The 24483-nt window shown below is 66.3% G+C and carries 20 protein-coding genes, 1 tRNA gene and 1 pseudogene; 12 read left to right on the top strand and 10 right to left on the bottom strand.

The genetic code is table 11. The annotated features are described in order from the left end of the window. The first annotated feature begins 242 nt into the window (after positions 1 to 242). The 6 genes from kdpF to ACX9NE_RS02435 are packed head-to-tail and all read left to right on the top strand — an operon-like array spanning position 243 to position 8265. Positions 243 to 332 carry a K(+)-transporting ATPase subunit F gene (kdpF, locus tag ACX9NE_RS02460; RefSeq protein WP_459359961.1) on the top strand — a complete coding sequence of 30 codons (90 nt, stop codon included), beginning with the start codon at positions 243 to 245 and terminating at the stop codon, positions 330 to 332. Further along, positions 332 to 2002: a potassium-transporting ATPase subunit KdpA gene (kdpA, locus tag ACX9NE_RS02455; RefSeq protein ID WP_459359962.1), complete on the top strand. Its 1671-nt coding sequence runs from the start codon at positions 332 to 334 to the stop codon at positions 2000 to 2002. The genes kdpF and kdpA overlap by 1 nt, the downstream gene beginning before the upstream one ends. Continuing rightward, the gene (gene kdpB, locus ACX9NE_RS02450) at positions 2002 to 4119 is read left to right on the top strand and encodes a potassium-transporting ATPase subunit KdpB (protein WP_459359963.1); all 2118 of its coding nucleotides are present in this window, start codon (positions 2002 to 2004) and stop codon (positions 4117 to 4119) included. Before kdpA ends, kdpB begins: the two co-directional genes overlap by 1 nt. Before the next feature lies 1 nt (position 4120). Continuing rightward, positions 4121 to 5014 (top strand): potassium-transporting ATPase subunit C, encoded by an 894-nt coding sequence (locus ACX9NE_RS02445; protein ID WP_459359964.1) that lies wholly within the window; start codon positions 4121 to 4123, stop codon positions 5012 to 5014. Between the two features lie 12 nt (positions 5015 to 5026). After that, positions 5027 to 7588: a DUF4118 domain-containing protein gene (locus ACX9NE_RS02440; RefSeq protein WP_459359965.1), complete on the top strand. Its 2562-nt coding sequence runs from the start codon at positions 5027 to 5029 to the stop codon at positions 7586 to 7588. Beyond that, complete coding sequence (locus ACX9NE_RS02435) at positions 7585 to 8265, top strand: response regulator (protein ID WP_459359966.1); 681 nt, start codon at positions 7585 to 7587, stop codon at positions 8263 to 8265. Before ACX9NE_RS02440 ends, ACX9NE_RS02435 begins: the two co-directional genes overlap by 4 nt. Here ACX9NE_RS02435 and ACX9NE_RS02430 read toward each other — a convergent pair. The 8 genes from ACX9NE_RS02430 to mfd all read right to left on the bottom strand — a co-directional run bounded on the left by ACX9NE_RS02430 (position 8247) and on the right by mfd (position 18287). Beyond that, positions 8247 to 8549, bottom strand: coding sequence for a hypothetical protein (locus tag ACX9NE_RS02430; RefSeq protein WP_459360066.1), 303 nt, complete (start codon positions 8547 to 8549; stop codon positions 8247 to 8249). The two genes, ACX9NE_RS02435 and ACX9NE_RS02430, sit on opposite strands and share 19 nt — an antisense overlap. Before the next feature lie 560 nt (positions 8550 to 9109). Next, positions 9110 to 10063, bottom strand: coding sequence for a Ppx/GppA phosphatase family protein (locus ACX9NE_RS02425; RefSeq protein ID WP_459359967.1), 954 nt, complete (start codon positions 10061 to 10063; stop codon positions 9110 to 9112). Beyond that, complete coding sequence (locus tag ACX9NE_RS02420) at positions 10054 to 10542, bottom strand: DUF501 domain-containing protein (RefSeq protein WP_459359968.1); 489 nt, start codon at positions 10540 to 10542, stop codon at positions 10054 to 10056. Before ACX9NE_RS02420 ends, ACX9NE_RS02425 begins: the two co-directional genes overlap by 10 nt. Then, complete coding sequence (locus ACX9NE_RS02415; protein WP_459359969.1) at positions 10535 to 11197, bottom strand: FtsB family cell division protein; 663 nt, start codon at positions 11195 to 11197, stop codon at positions 10535 to 10537. Before ACX9NE_RS02415 ends, ACX9NE_RS02420 begins: the two co-directional genes overlap by 8 nt. A 1-nt stretch (position 11198) precedes the next feature. Next, the gene (gene eno, locus ACX9NE_RS02410; RefSeq protein WP_459359970.1) at positions 11199 to 12488 is read right to left on the bottom strand and encodes a phosphopyruvate hydratase; all 1290 of its coding nucleotides are present in this window, start codon (positions 12486 to 12488) and stop codon (positions 11199 to 11201) included. 52 nt (positions 12489 to 12540) lie between these two features. Further along, positions 12541 to 13272: a lytic transglycosylase domain-containing protein gene (locus tag ACX9NE_RS02405; protein ID WP_459359971.1), complete on the bottom strand. Its 732-nt coding sequence runs from the start codon at positions 13270 to 13272 to the stop codon at positions 12541 to 12543. Positions 13273 to 13566: 294 nt separating this feature from the next. After that, a complete protein-coding gene (locus tag ACX9NE_RS02400; RefSeq protein ID WP_459359972.1) occupies positions 13567 to 14613 on the bottom strand; it encodes a nucleoside triphosphate pyrophosphohydrolase in 1047 nt (348 codons plus the stop codon). Further along, positions 14610 to 18287 carry a transcription-repair coupling factor gene (gene mfd / locus ACX9NE_RS02395; protein WP_459359973.1) on the bottom strand — a complete coding sequence of 1226 codons (3678 nt, stop codon included), beginning with the start codon at positions 18285 to 18287 and terminating at the stop codon, positions 14610 to 14612. Before mfd ends, ACX9NE_RS02400 begins: the two co-directional genes overlap by 4 nt. A gap of 107 nt (positions 18288 to 18394) precedes the next feature. On the opposite strand from mfd, the pseudogene ACX9NE_RS02390 reads away from it, so the two are divergent. Continuing rightward, positions 18395 to 19198 (top strand): annotated as a pseudogene (locus tag ACX9NE_RS02390) (type III PLP-dependent enzyme domain-containing protein); the annotation flags it as partial. Here ACX9NE_RS02390 and ACX9NE_RS02385 read toward each other — a convergent pair. Then, the gene (locus ACX9NE_RS02385; protein ID WP_459359974.1) at positions 19189 to 19467 is read right to left on the bottom strand and encodes a hypothetical protein; all 279 of its coding nucleotides are present in this window, start codon (positions 19465 to 19467) and stop codon (positions 19189 to 19191) included. The pseudogene ACX9NE_RS02390 and the gene ACX9NE_RS02385 sit on opposite strands and share 10 nt — an antisense overlap. 120 nt (positions 19468 to 19587) lie before the next feature. Then, complete coding sequence (locus ACX9NE_RS02380) at positions 19588 to 20181, bottom strand: TetR/AcrR family transcriptional regulator (protein WP_459360067.1); 594 nt, start codon at positions 20179 to 20181, stop codon at positions 19588 to 19590. A gap of 283 nt (positions 20182 to 20464) precedes the next feature. Here ACX9NE_RS02380 and ACX9NE_RS02375 point away from each other — a divergent pair. The 5 genes from ACX9NE_RS02375 (at position 20465) to ACX9NE_RS02355 (ending at position 24187) form a co-directional block, all read left to right on the top strand. Further along, positions 20465 to 20536 (top strand) — tRNA-Gln (locus tag ACX9NE_RS02375). A gap of 105 nt (positions 20537 to 20641) precedes the next feature. After that, on the top strand, positions 20642 to 22117 hold the full coding sequence (gene glmU / locus ACX9NE_RS02370) for a bifunctional UDP-N-acetylglucosamine diphosphorylase/glucosamine-1-phosphate N-acetyltransferase GlmU (RefSeq protein ID WP_459359975.1): 1476 nt from the start codon (positions 20642 to 20644) through the stop codon (positions 22115 to 22117). Between the two features lie 73 nt (positions 22118 to 22190). Then, a complete protein-coding gene (locus ACX9NE_RS02365) occupies positions 22191 to 23171 on the top strand; it encodes a ribose-phosphate diphosphokinase (RefSeq protein WP_065132161.1) in 981 nt (326 codons plus the stop codon). Further along, positions 23172 to 23528, top strand: coding sequence for an arsenate reductase (glutaredoxin) (gene arsC, locus ACX9NE_RS02360; protein ID WP_459359976.1), 357 nt, complete (start codon positions 23172 to 23174; stop codon positions 23526 to 23528). A 38-nt stretch (positions 23529 to 23566) separates the two neighbouring features. Continuing rightward, complete coding sequence (locus ACX9NE_RS02355; protein WP_459359977.1) at positions 23567 to 24187, top strand: LpqN/LpqT family lipoprotein; 621 nt, start codon at positions 23567 to 23569, stop codon at positions 24185 to 24187. The last annotated feature ends 296 nt before the right edge of the window (positions 24188 to 24483 follow it).

Raw genomic sequence — 24483 nt, 5'->3', positions numbered from 1 at the left:
GAAATTGGAAAGGTGGGCCGCGGTGGTGTTAGGAAAACGTCAACCAACGGCCCTTGTGGTGGGGGTGGGTTTAGTTTCAAGCTGGCTTTGCCCTACGAGACTGCGTTGCGGCTCGATGTGGCTCGCAAAAGGCACACGAACTAGACCGGACGGAGTCTGACCATGAGCGTGCTGGCATACATCGCCCTGACCGCGGCGGTGTTCGCCCTGCTCGGCCTGATGCAGAAGTTGGTCGAGCGGTTATGAGCTATCAGAACATCGTCAGCCTGATACTGGCAGTCGTTCTTGCCCTGTTTCTGGTTGGGGCACTGCTGTTTCCGGAGAAGTTTTAGTGACCACAACGGCAGCGGGGATTATCTTCCTCGTCGTTCTCATCGCGGCGTTGGCGTTGGTACACGTGCCCTTCGGCGACTACATGTACCGGGTGTACTGCTCGGACAAAGATTTTCGCGTCGAGTCACTGATGTACCGCCTGATCGGAGTGGATGCGCGCGCAGAACAGACCTGGGGTGCCTACGCGCGCAGCGTGTTGGCGTTCTCGTCGATCAGCATCCTGTTCCTGTACGTGTTTCAGCTGGTGCAGCCCGTCTTGCCGATGCACCTGCACGACCCCGCCACCAAGATGACGGCAAGCCTGGCATGGAACACCGCGGTCAGCTTCGTCACCAACACCAACTGGCAGGCCTACTCCGGAGAATCGACGCAGGGACACTTGGTTCAGATGGCCGGGCTGGCGGTACAGAACTTCGTGTCGGCGGCCGTGGGCATGGCGGTGGCGATCGCGCTGGTGCGCGGGTTCGCCCGCCAGCGCACCGGCGAGCTGGGCAATTTCTGGGTCGATCTGGTTCGCGGCACGCTGCGCATATTGCTTCCCGTCGCGGTAGTCGGCGCGACGCTGCTCATCGCAGGCGGGGCGATCCAGAACTTCCACCTGCATGACCAGGTCGTCACCACGTTGCGCGGTGCACAGCAGACGATCACCGGTGGGCCGGTGGCCAGCCAGGAAGCCATCAAGGAACTGGGCACCAACGGCGGCGGGTTCTACAACGCGAACTCCGCGCACCCGTTCGAGAACCCCAGCGCATGGACGAACTGGCTGGAAATCTTCCTGCTGCTGGTGATCAGCTTCTCGCTGCCGCGCACGTTCGGGCGGATGATCGGCAGCAAGAAGCAGGGTTACGCGATCGCAGCGGTCATAGCGACGCTGGCCGGCATCAGCGTGTCGTTGTTGATGTGGTTCCAGCTGCAGCACCACGGCACCGTGCCCACTGCGCTGGGTGCGGCGACCGAAGGAGTCGAGCAGCGGTTCGGGGTAGCGGATTCGGCCGTCTTCGCCGACGCGACAACGCTCACCTCCACCGGGGCCGTCGACTCGTTCCACGACTCCTACACCAGCCTCGGCGGCATGATGACGATGTTCAACATGCAACTCGGCGAAGTCGCCCCGGGCGGCACCGGTTCGGGCCTGTACGGCATGCTGATCCTGGCGGTGATCACCGTCTTCGTGGCCGGCCTGATGGTCGGGCGCACCCCGGAATACCTGGGCAAGAAAATCAATCCCCGCGAAATCAAGCTTGCCGCAAGCTATTTCCTGGTGACACCGTTGATTGTGCTGACCGGCACTGCGATCGCCATAGCGTTGCCGGGCGAACGCGCCGGCATGCTCAACGGTGGGCCGCACGGGCTGTCGGAGGTGTTGTACGCGTTCACCTCTGCGGCCAACAACAACGGGTCGGCCTTCGCAGGGCTCAGCGTCAATACCGACTGGTACAACACCGCTCTGGGACTGGCCATGGTCTTCGGCAGGTTCCTGCCCATCATTGTGGTACTCGCCCTGGCCGGTTCGCTGGCCAAACAGGGCGCGACACCGGAATCGGCGGGCACCCTGCCCACCCACCGGCCCCAATTCGTCGGAATGGTCGCCGGGGTCACGTTGATTCTCGTTGCCCTCACATTCCTGCCTATGCTGGCGCTGGGCCCCCTCGCCGAAGGGATTCACTGATGACCGCGTCCACCGGGCGGCTATCCGGCGGCTTGCTCGATCCGAGGATGCTGTGGAAGTCGGTTCCGCAGGCGCTGGGCAAACTCGACCCACGCACGCTGTGGCGCAATCCGGTGATGTTCATCGTCGAAATCGGCGCCGTGTGGGCTACCGTGCTCGCCGTCATCGGCCCGACCTGGTTCGCCTGGCTGACCGTGGTCTGGTTGTGGCTCACGGTGATCTTCGCCAACCTGGCCGAGGCGGTGGCCGAAGGCCGCGGCAAGGCCCAGGCCGAGGCGCTGCGCAAGGCCAAGACCCAGGCTTTGGCGCGGCGCCTCACCGACTGGTCACCCGGCGGCCCGTTGGTGGAGGAGGAAGTCGCCGCCCCGATGCTGCAGCAGGGCGACATCGTCGTCGTCGAGGCGGGGCAGGTGATCCCCGGAGACGGCGACGTGGTGGAAGGCATTGCGTCGGTGGACGAGTCGGCGATCACCGGCGAGTCGGCCCCGGTGATCCGGGAATCCGGCGGCGATCGCTCGGCGGTCACCGGTGGCACCACGGTGCTGAGCGACCGGATCATCGTCAAGATCACCCAGAAGCCCGGCGAGAGCTTTATCGACCGCATGATCGCGCTCGTCGAGGGCGCCAACCGGCAGAAGACACCCAATGAGATCGCGCTCAATATCCTGCTCGCCGCGTTGACGATCATCTTCGTGTTCGCCGTCGCGACCCTGCAACCGTTGGCGATCTACTCCAAGCTCAACAATCCCGGTGTCCCGGATACCCAGGCACTCAACGGAAGTGGCGTCACCGGGATCGTCATGGTGTCGCTGCTGGTGTGCCTGATCCCGACCACGATCGGTGCCTTGCTCTCGGCCATCGGCATCGCCGGGATGGATCGGCTGGTACAGCGCAATGTGCTGGCGATGTCCGGGCGCGCGGTGGAAGCCGCCGGCGACGTCAACACCCTGCTGCTGGACAAGACCGGCACCGTCACACTGGGCAACCGGCAGGCCGGGGCCTTCATCCCGGTCGACGGAGTATCAGCGCAGGAGCTGGCCGATGCCGCGCAATTGTCCAGCCTCGCCGACGAAACACCGGAAGGGCGTTCAGTGGTGGTGTTCGCCAAGGAGCACTTCGGGCTGCGCGCGCGTACGCCCGGCGAACTCGCTCACGCCCAGTGGGTCACATTCTCGGCGGCCACGCGCATGTCGGGTGTCGACCTCGACGATCACCAACTGCGTAAGGGCGCGGCCAGTTCGGTCGCGGAATGGGTACGTGCACAGGGCGGTGAGGTGCCCAGGCAGCTCGGCGTGATCGTCGACGGCGTCTCGGCCGGCGGCGGCACACCGCTTGTGGTCGGCGAGTGCCGGGGCGGCAACGCCTCCGACAAGGCACGGGTGCTGGGCGTCATTCACCTGAAAGATGTCGTCAAACAGGGCATGCGCGAACGGTTCGCGGAGATGCGCCGGATGGGCATCCGCACCGTGATGATCACCGGTGATAATCCGTTGACCGCCAAAGCGATTGCGGACGAGGCCGGTGTCGACGACTTTCTCGCCGAAGCCACTCCCGAAGACAAGCTCGCGTTGATCAAGCGTGAACAGCAAGGCGGCAAGCTGGTCGCCATGACCGGCGACGGCACCAACGACGCGCCGGCGCTGGCGCAGGCCGACGTCGGGGTGGCGATGAACACCGGCACCTCGGCGGCGAAAGAGGCCGGCAACATGGTCGACCTCGACTCCGACCCCACCAAGCTGATCGAGATCGTCGAGATCGGCAAGCAATTGCTGATCACCCGCGGCGCGTTGACCACGTTCTCCATCGCCAACGACATCGCCAAGTACTTCGCGATCATCCCGGCGATGTTCGTCACCCTGTTTCCGGGGCTGGACCTGCTGAATGTGATGCGGCTGCACAGCCCGCAGTCGGCGATCCTGTCGGCGGTGATCTTCAACGCGATCATCATCGTCATGCTGATCCCGCTGTCGCTGCGCGGCGTGCGGTACACGCCCAGCAGTGCGTCAAAGCTGTTGAGCCGCAACTTATATGTGTACGGACTGGGAGGTATCGTCGCCCCGTTCGTCGGGATCAAGCTGATCGACCTGATCATCCGATTCGTCCCTGGGATGTCCTGACATGAAGTTCTCCAATTCCGTCCGCATCCACTGGGCTGCGTTGCGGGCACTGCTGGTGCTGACCTTTGTCACCGGACTGGCCTATCCGTCGTTCGTCTGGCTGATCGCGCGGCTTCCGGGACTGCACGACCATGCCGAAGGATCGATCATCACCGTCAACGGAGCAGCGGTCGGCAGCCGGCTCATCGGTCAGTTGTTCACCGACGCGCGCGGCAATGCGTTACCGCAGTACTTCCAGAGCCGGCCTTCGGCGGCCGGCGCCGGCTACGACCCCCTGTCCACGGGTGCGAGCAATCTCGGGCCGGAGAACATCGTCGACACGCTGGCCGCAACCGGGGACGGCTACAAGCCAAGCCTGCTGACGCAGGTGTGCTCACGCAGCTTGGCGGTTGCCGAGCTCGAAGGGGTGGACGGGTCACGTCCGTTCTGCACCGGCGGGGGGGTCGGCGCCGTGTTGTCGGTGATCGGGCCCCGTAATGCTCGCGGCAGCGTCATCCACCCGGCCCGGGTCATCAGCGTCAACGAACCGTGCCAGACGACGAAAACCCCGTTCCTGGCCACGTACGAGGGCGTCCGCGTGGAGTGTGCCAGGTACGGCGAGGATTACTCGATCGGGCAGATCGTGCCGATCCGCGGTGCCGCGCCGGCCGACCCGGTGGTACCCGCCGACGCGGTGACCGCCAGCGGAAGTGGCCTCGACCCGAACATTTCGCCGGCCTACGCCGAACTTCAGGTGGCACGGGTGGCCAGGGCGCGACACGTTGGAGCGGAGCACATCCGGGACGTGCTGGCGCAGTACCGCACCGGTCGCGCCCTTGGCTTCTTCGGAGAACCGTGCGTCAACGTCTTGCAACTCAACCTGCAACTCGACCGCCGATACCCGCTTACGGGTTAGGGCAACGGAGGGATGATGGTTGACGTGACCGACGTCAGCCTTGGGGACCACCGCACGAAGCGCGGTGAGTTACGCATCTATCTCGGATCCGCTCCGGGGGTCGGTAAGACGTTCGCGATGCTTGGTGAGGCGCACCGGAGACTGGAGCGCGGCACCGACGTGGTGGCGGCAGTGATTGAAACCCATGGACGAGCGAAAACCGCTGAGCTGCTTGCCGGCATCGAGACCATCCCGCCACGCCTCATCGAGTACCGTGGTAGCAGTTTCCCCGAACTCGACGTTCCCGCCGTGCTGGCGCGCCACCCACAGGTCGTGCTGGTCGACGAGCTGGCACACACCAATACACCGGGCAGTAAGAATGCCAAGCGATGGCAGGACGTCGAGGAGTTACTCGATGCCGGCATCGCGGTGATCTCCACGGTCAATATCCAGCACTTGGAGAGCTTGAACGACGTCGTAGCACAGATCACCGGTATAGAGCAGAAGGAGACGATACCCGACTCGATCGTGCGGCAGGCGTCGCAGGTTGAGCTCATCGACATTACTCCGGAAGCTCTGCGCCGCAGGCTATCTCACGGTAACGTCTACGCCCCGGAACGGGTCGATGCCGCGCTGTCCAACTATTTCCGTCGCGGCAACCTCACGGCATTGCGTGAACTCGCATTGCTCTGGTTGGCCGACCAGGTGGATACCGCACTGGCCAGGTACCGCGCCGAAAACAAAATTACCGCGATGTGGGAGGCGCGCGAGCGCGTCGTCGTCGCCGTCACCGGCGGTCCCGAGTCGGAGACGTTGGTGCGCAGGGCTTCTCGGATCGCCTCGAAGTCCAGCGCCGAGCTGATGGTGGTTCATGTGGTACGCGGTGACGGGCTGGCCAGCTTGTCGGAGACCAGGATGAGCAAGATCCGCGAGCTGGCCAACAGCCTGGACGCGTCCCTGCATACCGTTGTCGGTGACGACGTACCCAACGCCCTACTGGATTTCGCCCGCGAGATGAACGCGACCCAGCTGGTGATCGGCACCTCCCGGCGGCCGCCGTGGGCGCGCATCTTCGACGAAGGCATCGGCCCCGCCATCGTCAAGCATTCCGGCAAGATCGACGTGCACATGGTCACCCACGAGGAAGCCAGGCGCGGAATTCGCACTACGCCGATATCGCGGCGGGAACGTCGCGCGGTGTCCTGGCTGGCGGCCGTCATCGTGCCGTCGCTGATCTGCTTCGGCACGGTGGCCTGGCTGGACCGGTACCTCGACAACGGCGGAGAAAGCGCACTGTTCTTCGTCGGCGTGCTGCTGGTAGGTCTGCTGGGCGGCGTTGCGCCAGCGGCCCTTTCGGCCGTGTTGTCCGGGCTGCTGCTGAATTACTTTTTCATCACACCACGGCACAGCTTCACCATCGCCGAGCCGAACAGCGCGGTGACCGAGCTGGTACTGCTGCTGATCGCCGTGGCCGTCGCTGTGCTGGTGGACGGAGCGGCCAAACGGTCGCGCGAGGCCCGCCGTGCCTCACAGGAGGCGGAGCTGCTGACACTGTTCGCCGGATCGGTGTTGCGCGGTGCGGACCTGGCAACCCTGCTGGAGCGCGTGCGCGAGACCTATTCACAGCGCGCGGTGAGCATGCTGCGCGAGGAGATCGCAGACGGACGCAACCGGAGTCGCATCGTCGCCTCGGTCGGCAACGACCCCTGCGCCAGCGTCGATTCCGCCGACACCGCCATCGAGGTCGGCGATGACGAGTTCTGGATGCTGTTGGGCGGGAGAAGGCTTTCGGCCCGGGATCGCCGGGTGCTCCACGCCGTGGCCACCCAGGCCGCGGGTCTGATCAAGCAGCGTGAACTCGCCGAGGAGGCCAGCCGCACCGAGGCGATCGTGCGGGCCGATGAGTTGCGGCGCTCTCTGCTGTCAGCGGTCAGCCATGATCTGCGTACTCCGTTGGCTGCGGCCAAGGTCGCGGTGTCCAGCCTGCGCGCCGGAGACGTCGCGTTCTCGCCCGAGGACACCGCAGAACTACTTGCCACCATCGAGGAGTCCGTCGATTCGTTGACCGCGCTGGTGGGAAACCTGCTCGATTCCTCCCGGCTGGCCGCCGGTGTGATTCGCCCGGAGTTGAACCGGGTGTATCTCGAGGAAGTGGTGCAGCGGGCTCTGGTCAGTATCGGCAGGGGAGCCACCGGGTTCTTCCGATCGGCGATCGACCGCGTCAAAGTCGATGTCGGCGACGCCGTGGTGATGGCCGACGCCGGGTTGCTCGAGCGCGTGCTGGCCAACCTGATCGACAACTCGCTGCGCTACGCGCCCGACTGCGTGGTGCGCGTCAATGCCGGCCGCGTCGGTGATCGAGTGCTGATCAACGTCATTGACGAGGGCCCGGGCATTGCGCACGGCACCGAGGAACAGATCTTCGAACCGTTCCAACGGCTCGGAGATCACGACAACACCACCGGCGTGGGTCTGGGAATGTCGGTGGCGCGCGGCTTCGTCGAGGCCATGGGCGGCACTATCGCAGCGGGTGACACACCCGGCGGCGGGCTCACGGTAGTGCTGGATCTTGCTGCGCCACAGGATGCCTCGTGACCCGCGTGCTGGTGATCGACGACGAGCCACACATCCTGCGGGCGTTGCGCATCAACTTGACCGTGCGCGGATACGAGGTGATCACTGCCTCGACCGGGGCGGGAGCCTTGCGAGCCGCCGCCGAGCATCCGCCCGACGTGGTAATCCTCGACCTCGGTCTGCCGGACATCTCGGGAATCGACGTGCTGGCGGGTCTGCGTGGGTGGCTCTCGGCACCGGTAATCGTGTTGTCGGCCCGCAGCGACTCGTCTGACAAGGTGGAGGCCCTGGATGCGGGCGCCGACGACTACGTGACGAAACCCTTTGGCATGGACGAGTTTCTGGCCAGATTGCGGGCGGCGGTGCGGCGCAATGCGGCGGCTTCTGAAATGGACCAGCCGGTCATCGAAACCGACGCTTTCACCATCGACCTGGCCGCCAAGAAGGTGACCAAGGGTGGCGCCGAGGTCCATTTGACGCCCACCGAGTGGGGCATGCTCGAAGTGCTGGCCCGGAACCGGGGGAAGCTGGTCGGCCGTGAGGAGCTGCTGAAGGAGGTGTGGGGGCCCGGGTATGCGACCGAAACCCATTACTTGCGCGTGTATCTGGCTCAGCTGCGACGGAAACTCGAGGATGACCCGTCGCATCCCAAGCATCTGCTGACCGAATCGGGCATGGGTTACCGATTCGAAGCCTGACGGTACGGGAGCGCGGCTTCTCGCAGGTCGAGCACCCGTTGGCGGATGCGGTACTCGGTGCCGCGCGGCATTTCCGCGGGCGCGTACCTGCCACGCCGGGTGCGGTATACCCGCCCGCGCACAATCTCCCACCGCAGTGCGTCGGAGATGGTCTTTGATGCGCGGCCGCTGACGCAGAAACCGTGCCAGGTAAGGGCGTCCGTCAGTTCTGCTATGGTGGCCGGCCCCTGTATCCAAAGGTGCCAGGTGAGTACGTATCGAAGTTCGATTCCGCGCAGGCACATGGGCACGCCGCACACGGTCGCACGGCGATGGAAAGTCCCGCCAGTCAGGCGTAGTGCCGCGGTACTTTAGCGCGGACACCCGGCACCAGCCCCACACGCGCCCCTCCAACAGGACCCGTGTCTCGATGGCCGCCTGCGGCCAGGCCTACGCGCCCCGCAAGTCCCACGAGCCACATCCGCCCCCGGCCCGGGCGACTGCCTCACTGCCCGCCTCATAGCGACAACCCTCGGGTGGCGGGAACGAGACCGGCACGCACCCCGCCAGTCCCACGAGCCACATCCGTCCCCGGCTCGGGCGAGTGCCTCACTGCCCGCCTCATAGCGACAACCCTCGGGTGGCGGGAACGAGACCGGCACGCACCCCGCCAGTCCCACGAGCCACATCCGTCCCCGGCTCGGGCGAGTGCCTCACTGCCCGGCCCATAGCGACAACCCTCGGGTGTGCAGGTGATGTCGCTGAGCTGTCGCTATGAGGCGGGCAATGAGCCACACACTTCCGGCTGGGTACTGGTGAGGCGTAAGTGAACATCGTTACGTAGCAGGGACCCCCGAACGGGCAATCACTCCGCAACCGACAACACGATCCCGTCCAAAATGTCGTGCTCGCTGACGATCAGCTCGGAGATCCCGGCCCGTGCGCCGAGCTCGCGAGCCAGCTCTTGCACCACGATCGCCCCGCCGCCGATCACGTCGACGCGACCCTCGTGCATCGGCCCCAGCGCGGCGCGCTCAGCGCGTGTCATCCCGATCAGGCGGTCACAGACCGCCAGGAGCTCACCGCATGGAACCCGCGAAAGGTGAATCGCCCCAGCGTCATACTTCGGCAGATTGTGCGCCAGCGCAGCCAGGGTGGTCATGGTCCCGGCCACCCCGATCCAGCTCCGCGCCCCTGCTACCGGCACCTCACGCAGTGCAACGCCCAGTCGCTCACGCACGAGTTCCCGGGCCACCGCCACCTCACCCGGCGACGGTGGATCGGAGTGCAGACACCGTTCAGTCAACCGCACACAGCCGATATCGGCCGAGTAACTGGCCACCACCTCGTTCGCGGCCTTTCCCAGCACGATCTCCGTCGACCCGCCGCCCAGGTCGACAACCACGAAAGGCGCTTCGGCACTGTCCAATTCACCGACAGCACCGCTGAAGGACAGGGCCGCCTCCTCAGCGCCGGTGATCACCTCGGCAACCGAGCCGGGAATGACCGCTCCCAACACCTCGGCCGCCATCGCAAAGAACACGTCGCGGTTCGCGGCATCGCGCGTCGCCGAGGTGGCAACCATTCGCACCCGCGAAACCTTATGCACCCGAAGCAGTTCGGCGTAGTCAGTCAGGGCCGTCCGGGTTCGGGCGATCGCCTCGGGCGCGAACTCGCCCGTCGCGTCCACACCCTGCCCCAACCGAACGATGCGCATCTCGCGATGAACGTCACGCAACCGCCCGCCATCGGCATCGGCGATCAGCAACCGAATCGAGTTGGTGCCGCAATCGATACCCGCGATCCTTGTTAAATCCACTTTCTCCCAATCAAATTCGCGGTAACCGGCTCGGCGGCCAGCAGCGCCAGGGCCTCGTCGCCGAAAGGATTCACTCCGGGCCCCTTGGCCAACGAGTGCGCAATCAGGACGTGCAGGCACTTAACCCGATCGGGCATACCACCCCCGGAAAACGTTGTACCCAGTGGTTCGATCGCGTCACGCTCGGCGAGATAGGACTCGTGCGCCCGCCGATACGCGAGAGCCAAAACCGGATCCTGCCCTAGTCTTTCGGTCATCTCGCGCATAATCCCCGTCGTCTCCAGTCGGCTTGCCGCTGCGGTGAGCACCGGATGCGTCAGGTAGTACAACGTCGGGAACGGAGTGCCGTCCGCAAGCTTCGGCGCGGTCTTGACCACGGCAGTTTCCCCGTCGAGGCACCGGTAGGAAATCTCCAGCACCCCGCGCGGCTCGCGGCCGAGCTGGCGCGCCACCGCGGCCAGGTCGGCCGGGTCAACCACCGGAAGCCGTGGGTTCAGGTGGCGGGCCGGCCGCGGGCGGCAGGTGCGGCGCATCGGCGATGGTGTGCCACAGTGAGGTGTACCAGGGTTCGTTCTTGGCGGCACCCGACACCTCCGCGCCCGGCTGCGGTGACGGCGCAGCGCCGGGCGGAAGCTGAACCTGGAACGGAATATCACCCGGCTTGACGAACCCGAGGCGCTCGCGGGCCTGTGCCGCGATGTAAGCCGGGTCGGCCAGCTGCCCCTTGCGTTGCTCCAGCTCGGCGATCTGACGCCGCAGCGCCGCCTCGGTCGCCGACAGTTGCGCCATCTCGGTGCGCTGAGAGAAGTAGGTGCGCACCGGTCCGGCGATGGTCAGCGTGAGCACACACACCACCGCGGCCAGGATCGCGGCCCGCCGCGCGGTGAATCCCAACCGTTGATCAGACCGCTGCTCAACGGATTCGGCGAAGGAACGCTTGATGGGGTCCACCACGTGCTCCTGCAACGAACCACCGGAACGGCTTTCATCGGGAGCTGTCTGGGCGGGCTTGGACAGCGGCTTGGAGAACGGCTTGGCCGACGGGGTGGCCGAGCGACGCGCCCGAGCCGAATCGCCCGGTTTCCCCGGGCGGGATGCCGGGGATCGCCGTTTCGGATCGGGCTTGGCGGCCAAGCTACTTCGGGTCCACCGCGTACCGCGGGAAGGCCAAATCACCGGCGTAACGGGCCGCATCACCCAGCGCTTCTTCGATCCGCAGCAGCTGGTTGTACTTGGCGACTCGTTCACTGCGCGCCGGCGCACCCGTCTTGATCTGGCCGCTGCCCACCGCCACCGCCAGGTCGGCGATGGTGGTGTCCTCGGTCTCGCCGCTGCGGTGGCTTATCATCGTCCGGTATCCGCTGTGGTGGGCCAGGGCGACAGCGTCCAGCGTCTCGGTCAGAGTTCCGATCTGATTCACCTTGACCAGCAACGCATTTGCCACGCCGCGTTCGATGCCCTCCTCGAGACGTTCGGGGTTGGTGACGAACAGGTCGTCACCGACGATTTGGACGCGATCGCCGATTCCTGCCGTCAGGGCGGCCCACCCGTCCCAATCGTCTTCAGACAGAGGATCTTCGATGGACACCAATGGGTAGGCGTTGAGCAGTCCGGCGTAGAACTCCGTCATTTCGTCGGCGGTTCGGGCCGAGCCCTCGAAGCTGTACCCGGCGCCCTCGGTGTAGAACTCGGTGGCCGCGACGTCAAGGGCCAGCGCGACGTCGACGCCGGGCTTCAACCCTGCCGACTCGATGGCGCGACTGATCAGGTCCAGCGCCGCGGTGGTACCGGCAACGTCCGGAGCGAACCCTCCCTCGTCGCCCAGACCGGTGGACAACCCCTGTTTCTTCAACACGGCCTTCAGCGCGTGGTACACCTCGGCACCCCACCGCAGCGCCTCGCTGAAACTCGGTGCGCCGATCGGCGCCACCATGAACTCCTGGACGTCGACTCCGGTGTCGGCGTGCGCGCCGCCGTTGAGGATGTTCAGCATCGGCACCGGCAGAATGTGGGCGTTCGGCCCGCCCAGGTACCGGAACAGGGGCAGAGCGGCACTATCCGCCGCCGCCTTGGCCACGGCCAGCGACACGCCCAGGATCGCGTTGGCCCCCAGGCGGGACTTGTCGGGCGTGCCGTCGAGGTCCACCAGCGCCTGGTCGACCAAGCGCTGGTCGTCGGCGTTGAGCCCGATCACCGCCGGCCCGATTTCGTCGAGCACAGCCTGAACGGCCTTCTTCACCCCCTTGCCGCCGTACCGGTCGCCCCCGTCGCGCAGCTCAACCGCCTCGTGCTCGCCGGTCGATGCGCCCGAGGGCACCGCGGCGCGGGCAAAAGTTCCGTCGATCAGCGCGACCTCGACCTCGACGGTCGGGTTGCCGCGGGAATCAAGGATCTCGCGGGCTCCGACCTGCTCGATAATCGGCACTGGGTTCTCCTTTGCGCTCTGGCCCTGCTGCGGCCCCCGGCGGTACATCTTTCTACAAGGGATGACCCGCCGCATAGGCGGTCGCCCAGTCCCGCACCGCACGCGCATAGACCCCGGAGTTGTTGTACGCCCGCAACGCGGTGATCCAGCCGCGGGGCGTCGCGAGATCCTTTCCGCGCCAACATAGATAGCCTGCAGCCGAGAGCGCGGCGTCATCGATGTTGTCCGGGCTGGCAACGCCGTCGTTGTTGGCGTCGACCCCGTAGAGGCGCCAGGTCTCGGAAATGAACTGCATCGGTCCCATCGCGCGTTCCACGCCGTTGTCACCGTCGAGCAGACCGCCATCGTTGTCGACGATGCGCACCGTGTCCCCGCTGCCATCGAGGCGCACACCGCGGATGGGAGGCCGAACGTCGCCGTTGGGCGCTATGGTGGCGCCACGGTAGGTGCCGTTGTGACTCTCCACCTGCCCGATACCCGCCAGCGTCGTCCAGGCGATGTGGCACTTCGGGTTTTCGACCTCGGCAACGCGCGCGGCGTAGGCATAAGCCTCCAGCGCCAGGACCGGCATCTCCAAGGCGGGGGCGCGAGCTTCCGCCCACTCCCGCAACTGGTCAGCGGGACGACCGGCGGCGTGGGTGTCCACCGGAGGCACCGGGTCGCCGGCAGGGGGTGGCACGCCCTCCGGGATGAAAAGACTGAGCTGCCACGTGCAACTTGACGCCAACAGCATCGCGGTCGCCCCTATGACGGCGACCGCGCGCAACCAGCGTCTCGGCGACACGAACTCTCCCTGTCCATCTCCCTATCGGGGCCTCTCATCCATTTCGGCCAAGATCATCGTCCCATGCGTTGCGGGCGCAGCCCCGTCGCCGAACCACCCAGCACATACACTCGTGCCTGCGCACGCCGGAATCTGCGTTCACCGAAAAGCCTCACGGCTACGCGATACGTGCCGAATTCCCTGTTGAGAGCCGTGTCTGCAATCATCACGACGCTTGCTGCCTGTGGAGCTCCTCTGAGTCACCGCAAACCTGACTCAGACCTCCACGACAGCCTGTCGGGCCAGTTCACGGCGTCAGCGCCGCCCCTTGCGCTTCTTGGGCCGGGACTCTTTGGGCGCCGCCTCGGACAGGTCCTGGGCGACGTCCACCTCCGATTCGTCATCGAACTCCGGCTCCGACTCCGCAACCGGCCAGTGGGTTCGCCACTCCTCCTCTGTGACGAACCCCAACGACGTCATGTCGAGCTCCTCGGCCACGCTGTCGCCCCGCCGTGTGGCGGCAATGGACTTCTCGACATCGCGAACCAATTCGACAAAGTCCAACACCGCCGCGCGCAGCGTGTTTTCGGCGTCGATGTCGGGCGAGAGCGTGATCGTCGTCAGCTCAGCGGGGACGAACTCCGCCGGCAGGCCCGCTTGCAGCACGCGCTGAATCACCTTCTGCGCCAGCGCCAGAGCGGGCTGGCCCGTATGCACATCGTCCAGCACCGAGTTACGCGACTTCTGCGATCGCTCGGAGGCCTTCGCCTCCTCCCACTGGGCCAGCTGATCCTGCAGTGAAATCTCTTCGCCAGCAAGTACTCCCGGTACCCGGTTGCCCAGTTTGCGCATCAGCGTATCGGCGACGTCGTCAATGGTAAACGGGAGCAACGCCGCATCCTCGGCGATGCGGGCGTGGAAGAGCACCTGCAGCAACAGGTCGCCGAGTTCTTCGCGCAGTTGGTCGACGTTGCCGCTGTGCACCGCGTCCAACAGCTCGTAGGTCTCCTCCAGCAGGTACCTGCGCAGCGAGTCGTGCGTCTGTTCGCTTTCCCAGGGTCCGGCGGTGCGGAGTTTGTCCATCATCGCGACCGCGTCGACCAGTCGCTCGCCGCGTTGACGTTCCGGTGCCGCGATCAGCCGGGCACCGGCGGCCAGCCGCGCGGTGACAGCGGGATGGTTCGGATCCGAGGACAGCAACACCGGCGCGTCATCCCCGGTGTACGCCGGGTGGGCGTCGGGCAGCGACCAGGGCACCGCGATCGGCATCTCCTCGGTGTACTGCACGGGGCCAGACAGCAGCTCGATGGCCTCCACCGGCACCAGGGCCGGGCGACGGGGGTCGACCAGGACGACAATCATCGGGCTTGTCGCTCCTTCCCCGACCTACATGACTCGGTCTTGCCCGCATCGTTAGGGGCCTCCGTCGTTATACCAATACTTTGCTGCGGCTTTCCCGCGAGGGCGGTAACCAAATCTGCCACCATCTGCACCAACTCGACGTCACGGATGTGCCCGGCGCCGATACCGCCCGCTCGCGGAACGGGCACCTGCACCGTGGACGTCGTCGCGCGGTAGCGCCCACCCGGGTACATACGCGCCAGGCGAACCTGCGCGGAATCCGGCAACGTCATAGGCGAGAGCCGAAGCGTCGTCGCCGACGCGGCGCTGACCTCGGTGATTCCGGCGGCCCGGCATAGCAGCCGCAGCCGCGCCACCGCCACCAGCCGTTCGGCGGTCTCGGGCAGCGGACCGTATCGGTCGATGAGCTCTTCAATAACGGCGTCGATGTCGCTGTCGGAAGTGGCGGCGGCCAGACGGCGATAACCCTCCAGCCGCAACCGGTCGCTGGCGATGTAGTCCGGCGGCAGGTGCGCATCGACCGGCAGGTCGATGCGCACATCCTTCGTCTCCTCCGGCGTGGTCACCGTCTGCCCGTCCGCCGCGGCCCGGTAAGCCTCGACGGCCTCGCCGACCAGCCGGACGTACAGATCGAACCCGACCCCGGCGACGTGCCCGGACTGTTCGACGCCGAGCACGTTGCCGGCACCGCGGATCTCGAGGTCCTTGAGCGCCACCGCCATGCCGGCGCCCAACTCGTTGTTCTGGGCAATCGTCGCCAACCTGTCGTAGGCCGTCTCGGTCAGCGGCGCGTTCTGTGGATAAAGGAAGTAGGCGTAGCCGCGCTCGCGGCTGCGGCCCACCCGGCCACGCAACTGATGCAGCTGGGACAGCCCGAAGGTGTCGGCGCGTTCCACGATCAGCGTGTTGGCGTTGGAGATGTCCAGACCGGTTTCCACAATCGTGGTGCACACCAGGATGTCGTATTCGCGGTTCCAGAACCCCTGCACGGTGGTTTCCAGCAGCTCTTCGGGCATCTGTCCGTGCGCCACGACGACGCGTGCTTCGGGCACCAGTTGACGCACCCGGGCGGCGGCCGAATCGATGGAACTCACCCGGTTGTGCACGTAGAACGCCTGCCCGTCACGCAGCAATTCGCGCCTTAATGCGGCGGCGATCTGCTTGTCGTCGTGCGGGCCGACGTAGGTCAGCACCGGATAGCGCTCTTCGGGTGGGGTCAGGATGGTCGACATCTCGCGGATGCCGGCCAGGCTCATCTCCAGCGTGCGCGGAATGGGCGTGGCGCTCATGGTCAGCACGTCGACGTGGCTGCGCAGCGCCTTGATGTGTTCCTTGTGCTCGACCCCGAAGCGCTGCTCCTCGTCGACCACCACCAGACCGAGGTCCTTCCAGCGCACGCCGGTCTGCAGCAGCCGGTGGGTGCCGATCACGACGTCCACCGACCCGTCGGCCATGCCCTCGATCACCTTGCGGGACTCGGTGGGGTCGGTGAACCGCGACAGGCCCTGCACCGTCACCGGGAAGCCGGCCATCCGGTCGGTGAAGGTCTGCAGATGCTGGTCCGCCAGCAGCGTGGTGGGTACCAGCACGGCGACCTGCTTACCGTCCTGGACCGCCTTGAACGCCGCCCGCACCGCGATCTCGGTCTTGCCGTAGCCGACGTCGCCGCAGATCACCCGGTCCATGGGGATCGGCTTCTCCATGTCCGCCTTGACCTCGGTGATCGCGGTGAGCTGGTCGACGGTCTCGGTGAAGCCGAACGCGTCCTCCATCTCGGCCTGCCACGGCGTGTCGGGCGCGAAGGCATGTCCTGGGCTGGCCTGCCGTTTGGCATACAGGGCCACAAGTTCGCCGGCGATCTCCCGCACCGCGCGGCGCGCCTTGGTCTTGGTGTTGGTCCAGTCGCTGCCGCCGAGTTTGCTCAGCGCGGGTGCCTGGCCACCGACATAACGCGACAACTGGTCCAGCGAGTCCATCGGGACGTACAGCTTGTCCGATCCCCCACCCCTCTTGGCGGAGGCGTACTCCAACACCAGGTATTCGCGGCGCGCCCCGCCGACCGTGCGTTCCACCATCTCGACGAATCGGCCGATGCCGTGCTGATCGTGGACCACCAGATCGCCGGCGGTCAGCGCCAGCGGGTCGACGGTGTTGCGCCGCTTGGCCGCCAGTCGTTTACCCTCGGTGGCGCTGGCCCGGCTGCCGGTCAGGTCGGCCTCGGTGATGACCACCAGGTTGGCACCCGGGACGACGACGCCTTCGTGCAGCGGACCTCGCAGAACGCCGACGACCCCGGGCTTGAGCGTCTGGCCCGCGTCCAGCATGCCCGCGGGGATATCGGATTCGGCCAGTCGCTCGACCATGCGATGCGCGGTTCCGGTGCCGGGTGTCACCATCGCGGCGTATCCGCCGGTCGCCACGTGCGCGCGCAGCATCGCGAAGATGCCCTCGATGTCGTGCTGGTGCCCCCGCGCCGAAGGGGCCGACCGGATGTCCAGTTCGACCGCCGACTCGTCGGAAAGCTGGCTCAGCGTCCACCACGGATGCCCGGCCCGGCGGGCCGCATCCCGCACCTCGTCGAGTTCGGCGAAGCCGGATCCGCCCAGTTGTTCGACGTCGACCGGCGCGTCGGTGCCCAGCGCGGCGACCGACCAGGACGCTTCCAGGAACTCCCGGCCGGTCTTGATCAGGTCGGCGGCGCGGGTGCGGACCTTTTCCGGGTCGCAGACCAGCACGGGGGTGCCCTCGGCCAGCTGATCGGTAAGCAGTGCGTGGTCGTCCGGGCGGAGCACCGGCAACAGCGCCTCCATACCCTCGACCGGAATCCCCTCGGCCAGTTTGGCCAGCATGTCGATGATGCTGCCGGTGACCGTGTTCTCGGATGCGGGATGCTGCCCGGCCAGTTCTGCCGCGCGAGCCCGGACATCCTCGGTGAGCAGCAGTTCGCGGCAGGCGACCGCGAGCAGCGTGTCGACGTGGATCTCGGGAATCGAGCGTTGGTCGGCAACGGAGAACATCCGCATCTCACTGACCTCGTCACCCCAGAACTCGACCCGCACCGGATGCTCGGCTGTGGGGGCGAAGACGTCCAGGATGCCGCCGCGCACGGCGAACTCGCCACGCCGTCCGACCATGTCGACCCTGGTGTAGGCGAGCTCGACAAGCCGTTTCACCACGTCCTCGAACGGCGCTTCGTCGCCGACGGCGAGAGTCAGCGGTTCCTGCAGGCCGAGTTGGGGCGCCATGGGTTGCAGCAGGGAGCGGACTGCCGTCACCACCACCCGCAGCGGTGGCCCCAGCCGGGTGTCGTCGGGATGGGCCAGCCGGCGCAGCACCATCATCCGGGTGCCGACGGTGTCGATACCGGGCGAGAGCCGCTCGTGCGGCAGGGTTTCCCAGGACGGGAAGACCGCCACCGCGTCGCCGAAGACACCGCGTAGTTCCGCGGCCAGGTCGTCGGCTTCGCGGCCGGTGGCGGTGACCACCAGCAACGCCCCGTGCCGGGCCAGCGCACCGGCCACGAAGAGGCGAGCGCTGGCCGGTCCGACCAGCGGCAATTCTTCGGGACGATCGCAGGCGCGCTCGATGAGCTGTTGAAATGTCGGCGCCGTGAGCGCCAAGTCGACGAGCCCCGCGATCGGGGTATCTGGGCTCGCAGTCCCCGGTGCGGTCATGGTGTGCACCATTCTAGGGCGCGGCACTTCGTCAATATTGCGCCCTGCTTCGTCAAGAAACCGCTAGGAAAGCACCATTCGGTGCGGTATCGGCGCAGTTTGAAGGCATGACACTGCTGCACATGCTGCCCTCGGCCGGCCGGGCAGCCCCGCGATTTCTGGGCCGTGCAATGCAGCCGACGACCGCCGTTTGTGACGAAGCTGACTTCCGGCGGCGTGCCGGTAGCGCCCACAAAGCGTTGCGTGACGTCGAGATCGTCTACGCGGGAAAGTTGCTATCGGCGCCGGCGGTGGCCCGCTGGGTACGTGCGAAAGGGCTCGGCGTCGACGTCTGCTCGTCTGGCGAGCTGGCGGTCGCCCTGTCCGGCGGAATCGACCCCGCCCACGTCATCATGCATGTCAACGCGATGTCCTCGGACGAGCTACGGGGCGCGGTGGCCGCCGGCGTGGGGCGCATCGTGGTCGACGCCCCGATGGAGGTCGGTTACCTCGCCGGTCTGGTCCGCCGCCAGAAAGTGCTCATCCAGGTGATCCCGGATGTCGACGTCCACGGGCACCGGAGTGCCGGACTCACCGACCAGGAGGTCGGGTTCACCGTGGACGGCGATCGCGCGGCCGACGCAGTGCGGTGGGTGCTCGCGCATCGCACGCTCGACCTGGTCGGGCTGCACTGCCGTATCGCCGCCCCTGCCCGGTACGGCGAGGCGATCCAGCGGATGATCGCCGTGATGGCTGACGTCCGCGCCCATCACGGCGTCATCCTCACCGAACTCAGCATCGGCGGCTTCAGCTGCGTTGATCCGCGCGTCCTGGCCGGGGTGATCGAGGATGCACTCGACGAAGGCTGCGCAGCCGAGCATTTCCCCCGGCCCGCCGTCGTCGTCGAGGTGCCGGCCGGTGCCTACCAGGGCATCGTGGCCCAGGAGTAGAAGGCTCCCGTGCCCACGTCGTGGACGCCGTAGGAGTCCCAGTAGTAGTCGTGGCAGACGCTGCCGTCCCATGGCACCGGCCGTCCGGCCGGGTTGGGGTCACCGGGGCACCAGGTGGTGCAGGCCTGCAAACGCGGGCAGTTGCCCTGGTCTGCATGTGCCGGCGGCGACAGCATCAAGCCGACCGACACCAGCAGGGCTATCGCGAGGCCCATGAGACCGTTTGACAGCGCGGGAAACGGGGAGCGCATGGTGAGCCTTTCGTCTCGTTGATTCGTGCACCGAGCGCACACGGCTCTGGCTGCTACCGATCACAACAGCAGACGCTTGCGAAGTCCTTGCATGGCTACGCTGGACGCTTGTTGCAGGTGCTACTCGTCCCGTAGCTGCGGGTCGGCCTCCAGATGGGTCAGACCGTTCCACATCAGATTGACCAGGTGCGCGGCGACAACTTCTTTCTTGGGTTCCCGGGTGTCCAGCCACCACTGGGCGGTCATCGACACCGAGCCCACCAACGCCTGGGCGTACAGCGGCGCCAGGTCGGGGTCCAGTCCGCGGCGGGCGAAGTCACCGGCAAGGATGGAACTGACCTGACTGACGGCGTCGTTGAGCAGGCTGGAGTAGGTGCCCGAACTAATTGCGGCGGGCGAGTCGCGGATCATGATGCGAAAGCCGTCGGTTCGTTCTTCGACGTAGGTGAGCAACGCCAGCGCGACCCGCTCGACCCGAACCCGGGACCGGTTGTTGGTCAGCGACGACGTGATGCCGTCCAGCAGCGCCGACATCTCCCGGTCCACCACCACGGCGTAGAGACCTTCCTTGCCGCCGAAATGCTCGTATACGACCGGTTTGGACACGTTGGCGCGCTGGGCGATCTCTTCGATCGAGGTGCCCTCGTAGCCGCGTTCGGCGAACAGCGACCGGGCGATCCCGATGAGTTGGCGCCGTCGCTCGCTACCGGTCATCCGGGCGCGCGGCGTTCGTGCTTCCTTGTCCGGGCCCTTATCCGGTTCAGCCACGTGCTCAGGGTATCGGGGTCTGGCGAGTGTGCACCGATGGATTTGCGTGTGCGGTCACGTCGGTGAAATCGCGAATTGGCCGCAGCGGGCGCACAGCCAGAGCGGTAGACGCACACTCGGAGCAGGCAGACTCAACCCGACTGTCCGCCTCTCCCCCGCAAGCGGGAGGTACCCCCACCTCCGGCCGCAAGCAGCCGGCATCGTCGGCAGACTAAAGTCTCAGGAGCGATCCGTCGTGGTGTAATCGGCAGCACCTCTGATTTTGGTTCAGATAGTTCAGGTTCGAGTCCTGGCGACGGAGCTGTTTTTTGCCCCGAGCGTCCCATAAATGTCACTCTTGACGCCGTGTCAGCGTACAAACGCGGGCGCTCGGCACGGCGGGCTTCGCTAGACGTGAGGAGAGTTGATGACCTTTCGTGGTGACACGGCGGTCCTGGTCCTGGCGGCCGGGCCCGGCACCCGGATGCGATCAGACACCCCGAAAGTGCTGCACGCTCTCGGCGGACGCAGCATGCTGTCCCACTCCCTGCACGCAATGACCAAGCTCGCCCCTCAGCACCTGGTCGTGGTGCTGGGCCATGACCACGAGCGCATCGCTCCGCTGGTCGCCGAACTGGCCGAGAACCTGGGCCGCACCATCGACGTCGCCCTGCAGGATCGGCCGATGGGGACCGGGCACGCGGTGTTGTGCGGCCTTTCCGCTCTCCCTGAGGACTACGCCGGCATCGTCGTCGTCGCCGCGGGCGATACCCCGCTGCTGGACGCCGACACCCTGGCCGATCTGATCGCCGCGCACAGCTCCACCGGGCAGGGTCAGGGGGCGGCGGTCACCGTGCTGACCACCACACTGGACGACCCGCACGGCTACGGCCGCATCCTGCGCACCCAGGACAACGAAGTGATGGCGATCGTCGAGCAGACCGACGCGACGCCGTCGCAGCGCGGGATCCGCGAGGTCAACACCGGGGTCTACGCCTTCGACATCGCCGCCCTGCGTTCCGCGCTGGGCCGGCTGAGCTCGAACAACGCTCAACAGGAGCTCTACCTCACCGACGTCATCGCCATTCTGCGCCGCGACGGCCACACCGTCAGCGCCCGCCATATCGACGACAGCGCCGTGGTCGCCGGCGTCAACAACCGGGTCCAGCTCGCCGAGCTGGGCGCTGAGCTCAACCGCCGGATCGTGGCCGCGCACCAACTTGCCGGCGTCACCGTGGTCGATCCCGCCAGCACCTGGATAGATGTGGACGTGACGATCGGCCGCGACACCGTCATCCACCCCGGCACTCAGTTGCACGGATGCACCCAGATCGGCGGTCACTGCACTGTCGGGCCCGACACCACGCTGACCGACGTCAGCGTCGGAGACAACGCCACCGTGTGCCGCACGCACGGCACGTCCGCAACCATCGGCGACGGTGCCACCGTCGGCCCTTTCACGTTCCTGCGACCCGGAACCGTGCTGGGCGCCGACGGGAAGCTCGGGGCCTTCGTCGAGACCAAGAACGCGACCATCGGCGCCGGGACCAAGGTGCCGCATCTGACCTACGTCGGCGACGCCGACATCGGCGAGCACAGCAACATCGGCGCGTCCTCGGTGTTCGTCAACTACGACGGCACCACCAAGAGCCGGACCACGATCGGCTCGCACGTTCGCACCGGCTCGGACACCATGTTCGTGGCCCCGGTCACCATCGGTGACGGCGCCTACACCGGCGCCGGGACCGTGGTGCGCGACGACGTCCCGCCGGGCGCGCTGGCGGTGTCGGCGGGTCCGCAGCGCAACATCGAGAACTGGGTACAGCGCAAGCGGCCCGGCACCGCGGCGGCCGAGGCCGCCGATCGGGCCATCCGCAACTCCGAAGCCGGTGAGACACCGTGAATTCGTTCTCTGGTAACCCGGCTACGATGGGGCGTTCCTTTTCTTTCGATCCCGACACGGCGAGGGCAGCCCGGTGAGCCACGACTGGACCGATAACCGCAAGAATCTGATGCTTTTCAGCGGTCGGGCCCATCCGGAACTGGCCGAGCAGGTCGCCAAAGAACTCGACGTTCACGTCACCGCTCAGACGGCACGTGACTTCGCCAACGGCGAGATCTTCGTGCGCTTCCAGGAGTCGGTCCGCGGCTGCGACGCATTCGTGCTGCAGTCATGCCCGATGCCGGTCAACCAGTGGTTGATGGAACAGCTGATCATGATCGACGCGCTCAAGCGCGGCAGCGCCAAGCGGATCACCGCGGTCATGCCGTTCTATCCGTATGCCCGCCAGGACAAGAAGCACCGCGGCCGCGAACCGATTTCTGCCCGCCTGGTGGCCGACCTGCTCAAGACGGCGGGCGCCGACCGGATCGTGACGGTGGACCTACACACCGATCAGATCCAGGGCTTCTTCGACGGACCCGTGGACCACATGCGCGGCCAGAATCTGTTGACCGGTTACATCCGGGACAACTACCCCGACGGCAACATGGTCGTGGTGTCCCCCGACTCCGGCCGGGTGCGAATCGCCGAGAAGTGGGCCGACGCATTGGGTGGCGTGCCGCTGGCCTTCATCCACAAGACCCGCGACCCGCGAGTCCCCAACCAGGTGGTGTCCAACCGCGTGGTCGGTGAGGTCGCGGGCCGGACCTGCGTGCTGATCGATGACATGATCGACACCGGCGGGACGATTGCCGGCGCGGTCAAGCTGTTGCACAACGACGGCGCCAAGGACGTGATCATCGCGGCCACCCACGGCGTGCTGTCCGACCCGGCCGCCGAGCGCCTGGCCGGTTGCGGCGCCCGGGAGGTGATCGTGACCAACACTTTGCCCATCGGTGAGGAGAAACGCTTCCCGCAGCTCACCGTGCTGTCCATCGCACCGCTGCTCGCCAGCACCATCCGTGCGGTCTTCGAAAATGGCTCAGTCACAGGACTTTTCGACGGAGACGCCTAGATGGCCCACCAGGGGGACAAAGTCGTCATCTACCACAACCCCAAGTGCAGTACCTCGCGCAAGACTTTGGAACTGTTGCGCGAGGCCGGCGTTGAACCCGAGGTCATCCAGTATCTGAAAACACCGCCGTCGCGGGACCAGCTGGTGCGGATGATTCGCGATGCGGGCATCGAGGTACGTGCCGCGGTGCGCAAACGCGAACCGCTCTACGCGGAACTCAACCTCGCCGAGGCCGGCGACGACGAACTACTCGACGCCATGGCCGGACATCCCGTCCTGATCGAACGGCCGTTTGTGGTGACGCCGAAGGGTACCCGGCTGGCGCGCCCTATCGATGCGGTGCGCGAGATTCTGTGACAGTCAAGGCGATTCGCGCGTGCGCGGCTGCAGTCGGGATGACGGTGCTGACGTGCTCGACGGTCGCCTGTGGACCGAAGACCGCTGACTACCAGTCAATCTGGACGACACCATCGGCGGCCAGCTCCTCGCCCAAACCAACCGAACCGCCGGTCCCGCTGTCGAAATATCTTGAAGGCGAAGGCGTCCTGGGTGATCCGGTGCTGCCCAGCGACCTGACCGACCTGGTCGTCTCGATCCCGACGCCGCCCGGCTGGAAACCGCGCGCCGTCGACTCGAAGACCTCCCCGAAAGCGGTGATGATCTCCAAGGGCGACAACTATCCGGCAGCGATGCTGGTGGTGTTCAGGCTGCGTGGAGAATTCAATCCCGCGGAGGCGATCAAACACGCCAATACCGACCTTCCGGACAGTTTCCACCAGTTGGACGCCTCGACCGCCGATTTCAACGGGTTTCCCTCGTCAATGGTGCAGGGCACCTACGACCTCAAAGGCGCACGGATGCGCAGCTGGAACCGGGTGGTGCTGCCCACGGCCGGACCGCCGGACAACCAGCGCTACCTGGTGCAGTTGATAATCACCAGCCTCGCCGAACAGGCCGTCTCCGAGAGCAACGACGTCGAGGCGATCATCCGCGGATTCGTGGTGGCCAAGAAGTAGCTCGTTGCGTGCCAACGCTTCCCGCGCAGGTCAGCTAGGCCGGCCCGCGTCCTGCACCAGTTGCGCTTGCGAAGCAGGCTGGTTTCGGCGTGCAGGTAACCGCGCTTACGAGGCGTAGAGGCCCGATCGATCATGCCCCTGCGGCGGCGTGGTAGCGGATGCGGTGATCCTCGCGCCGCCGCAGGACCTCTTCTGAAGAATTCTTCAAGAGGCTTGACTGAATGTTTCGTCTTGGATGAGAATATCTTCAATTAGCGCCAGGTGTGAATGGTGGCGACCGGATGAATCACCGTCAG

The sequence above is a fragment of the Mycobacterium sp. ML4 genome, from assembly GCF_054515735.1.
The sequence above is the reverse complement of the archived record's forward strand: the minus strand, read 5'-3'. Positions and strand labels throughout refer to the sequence as shown.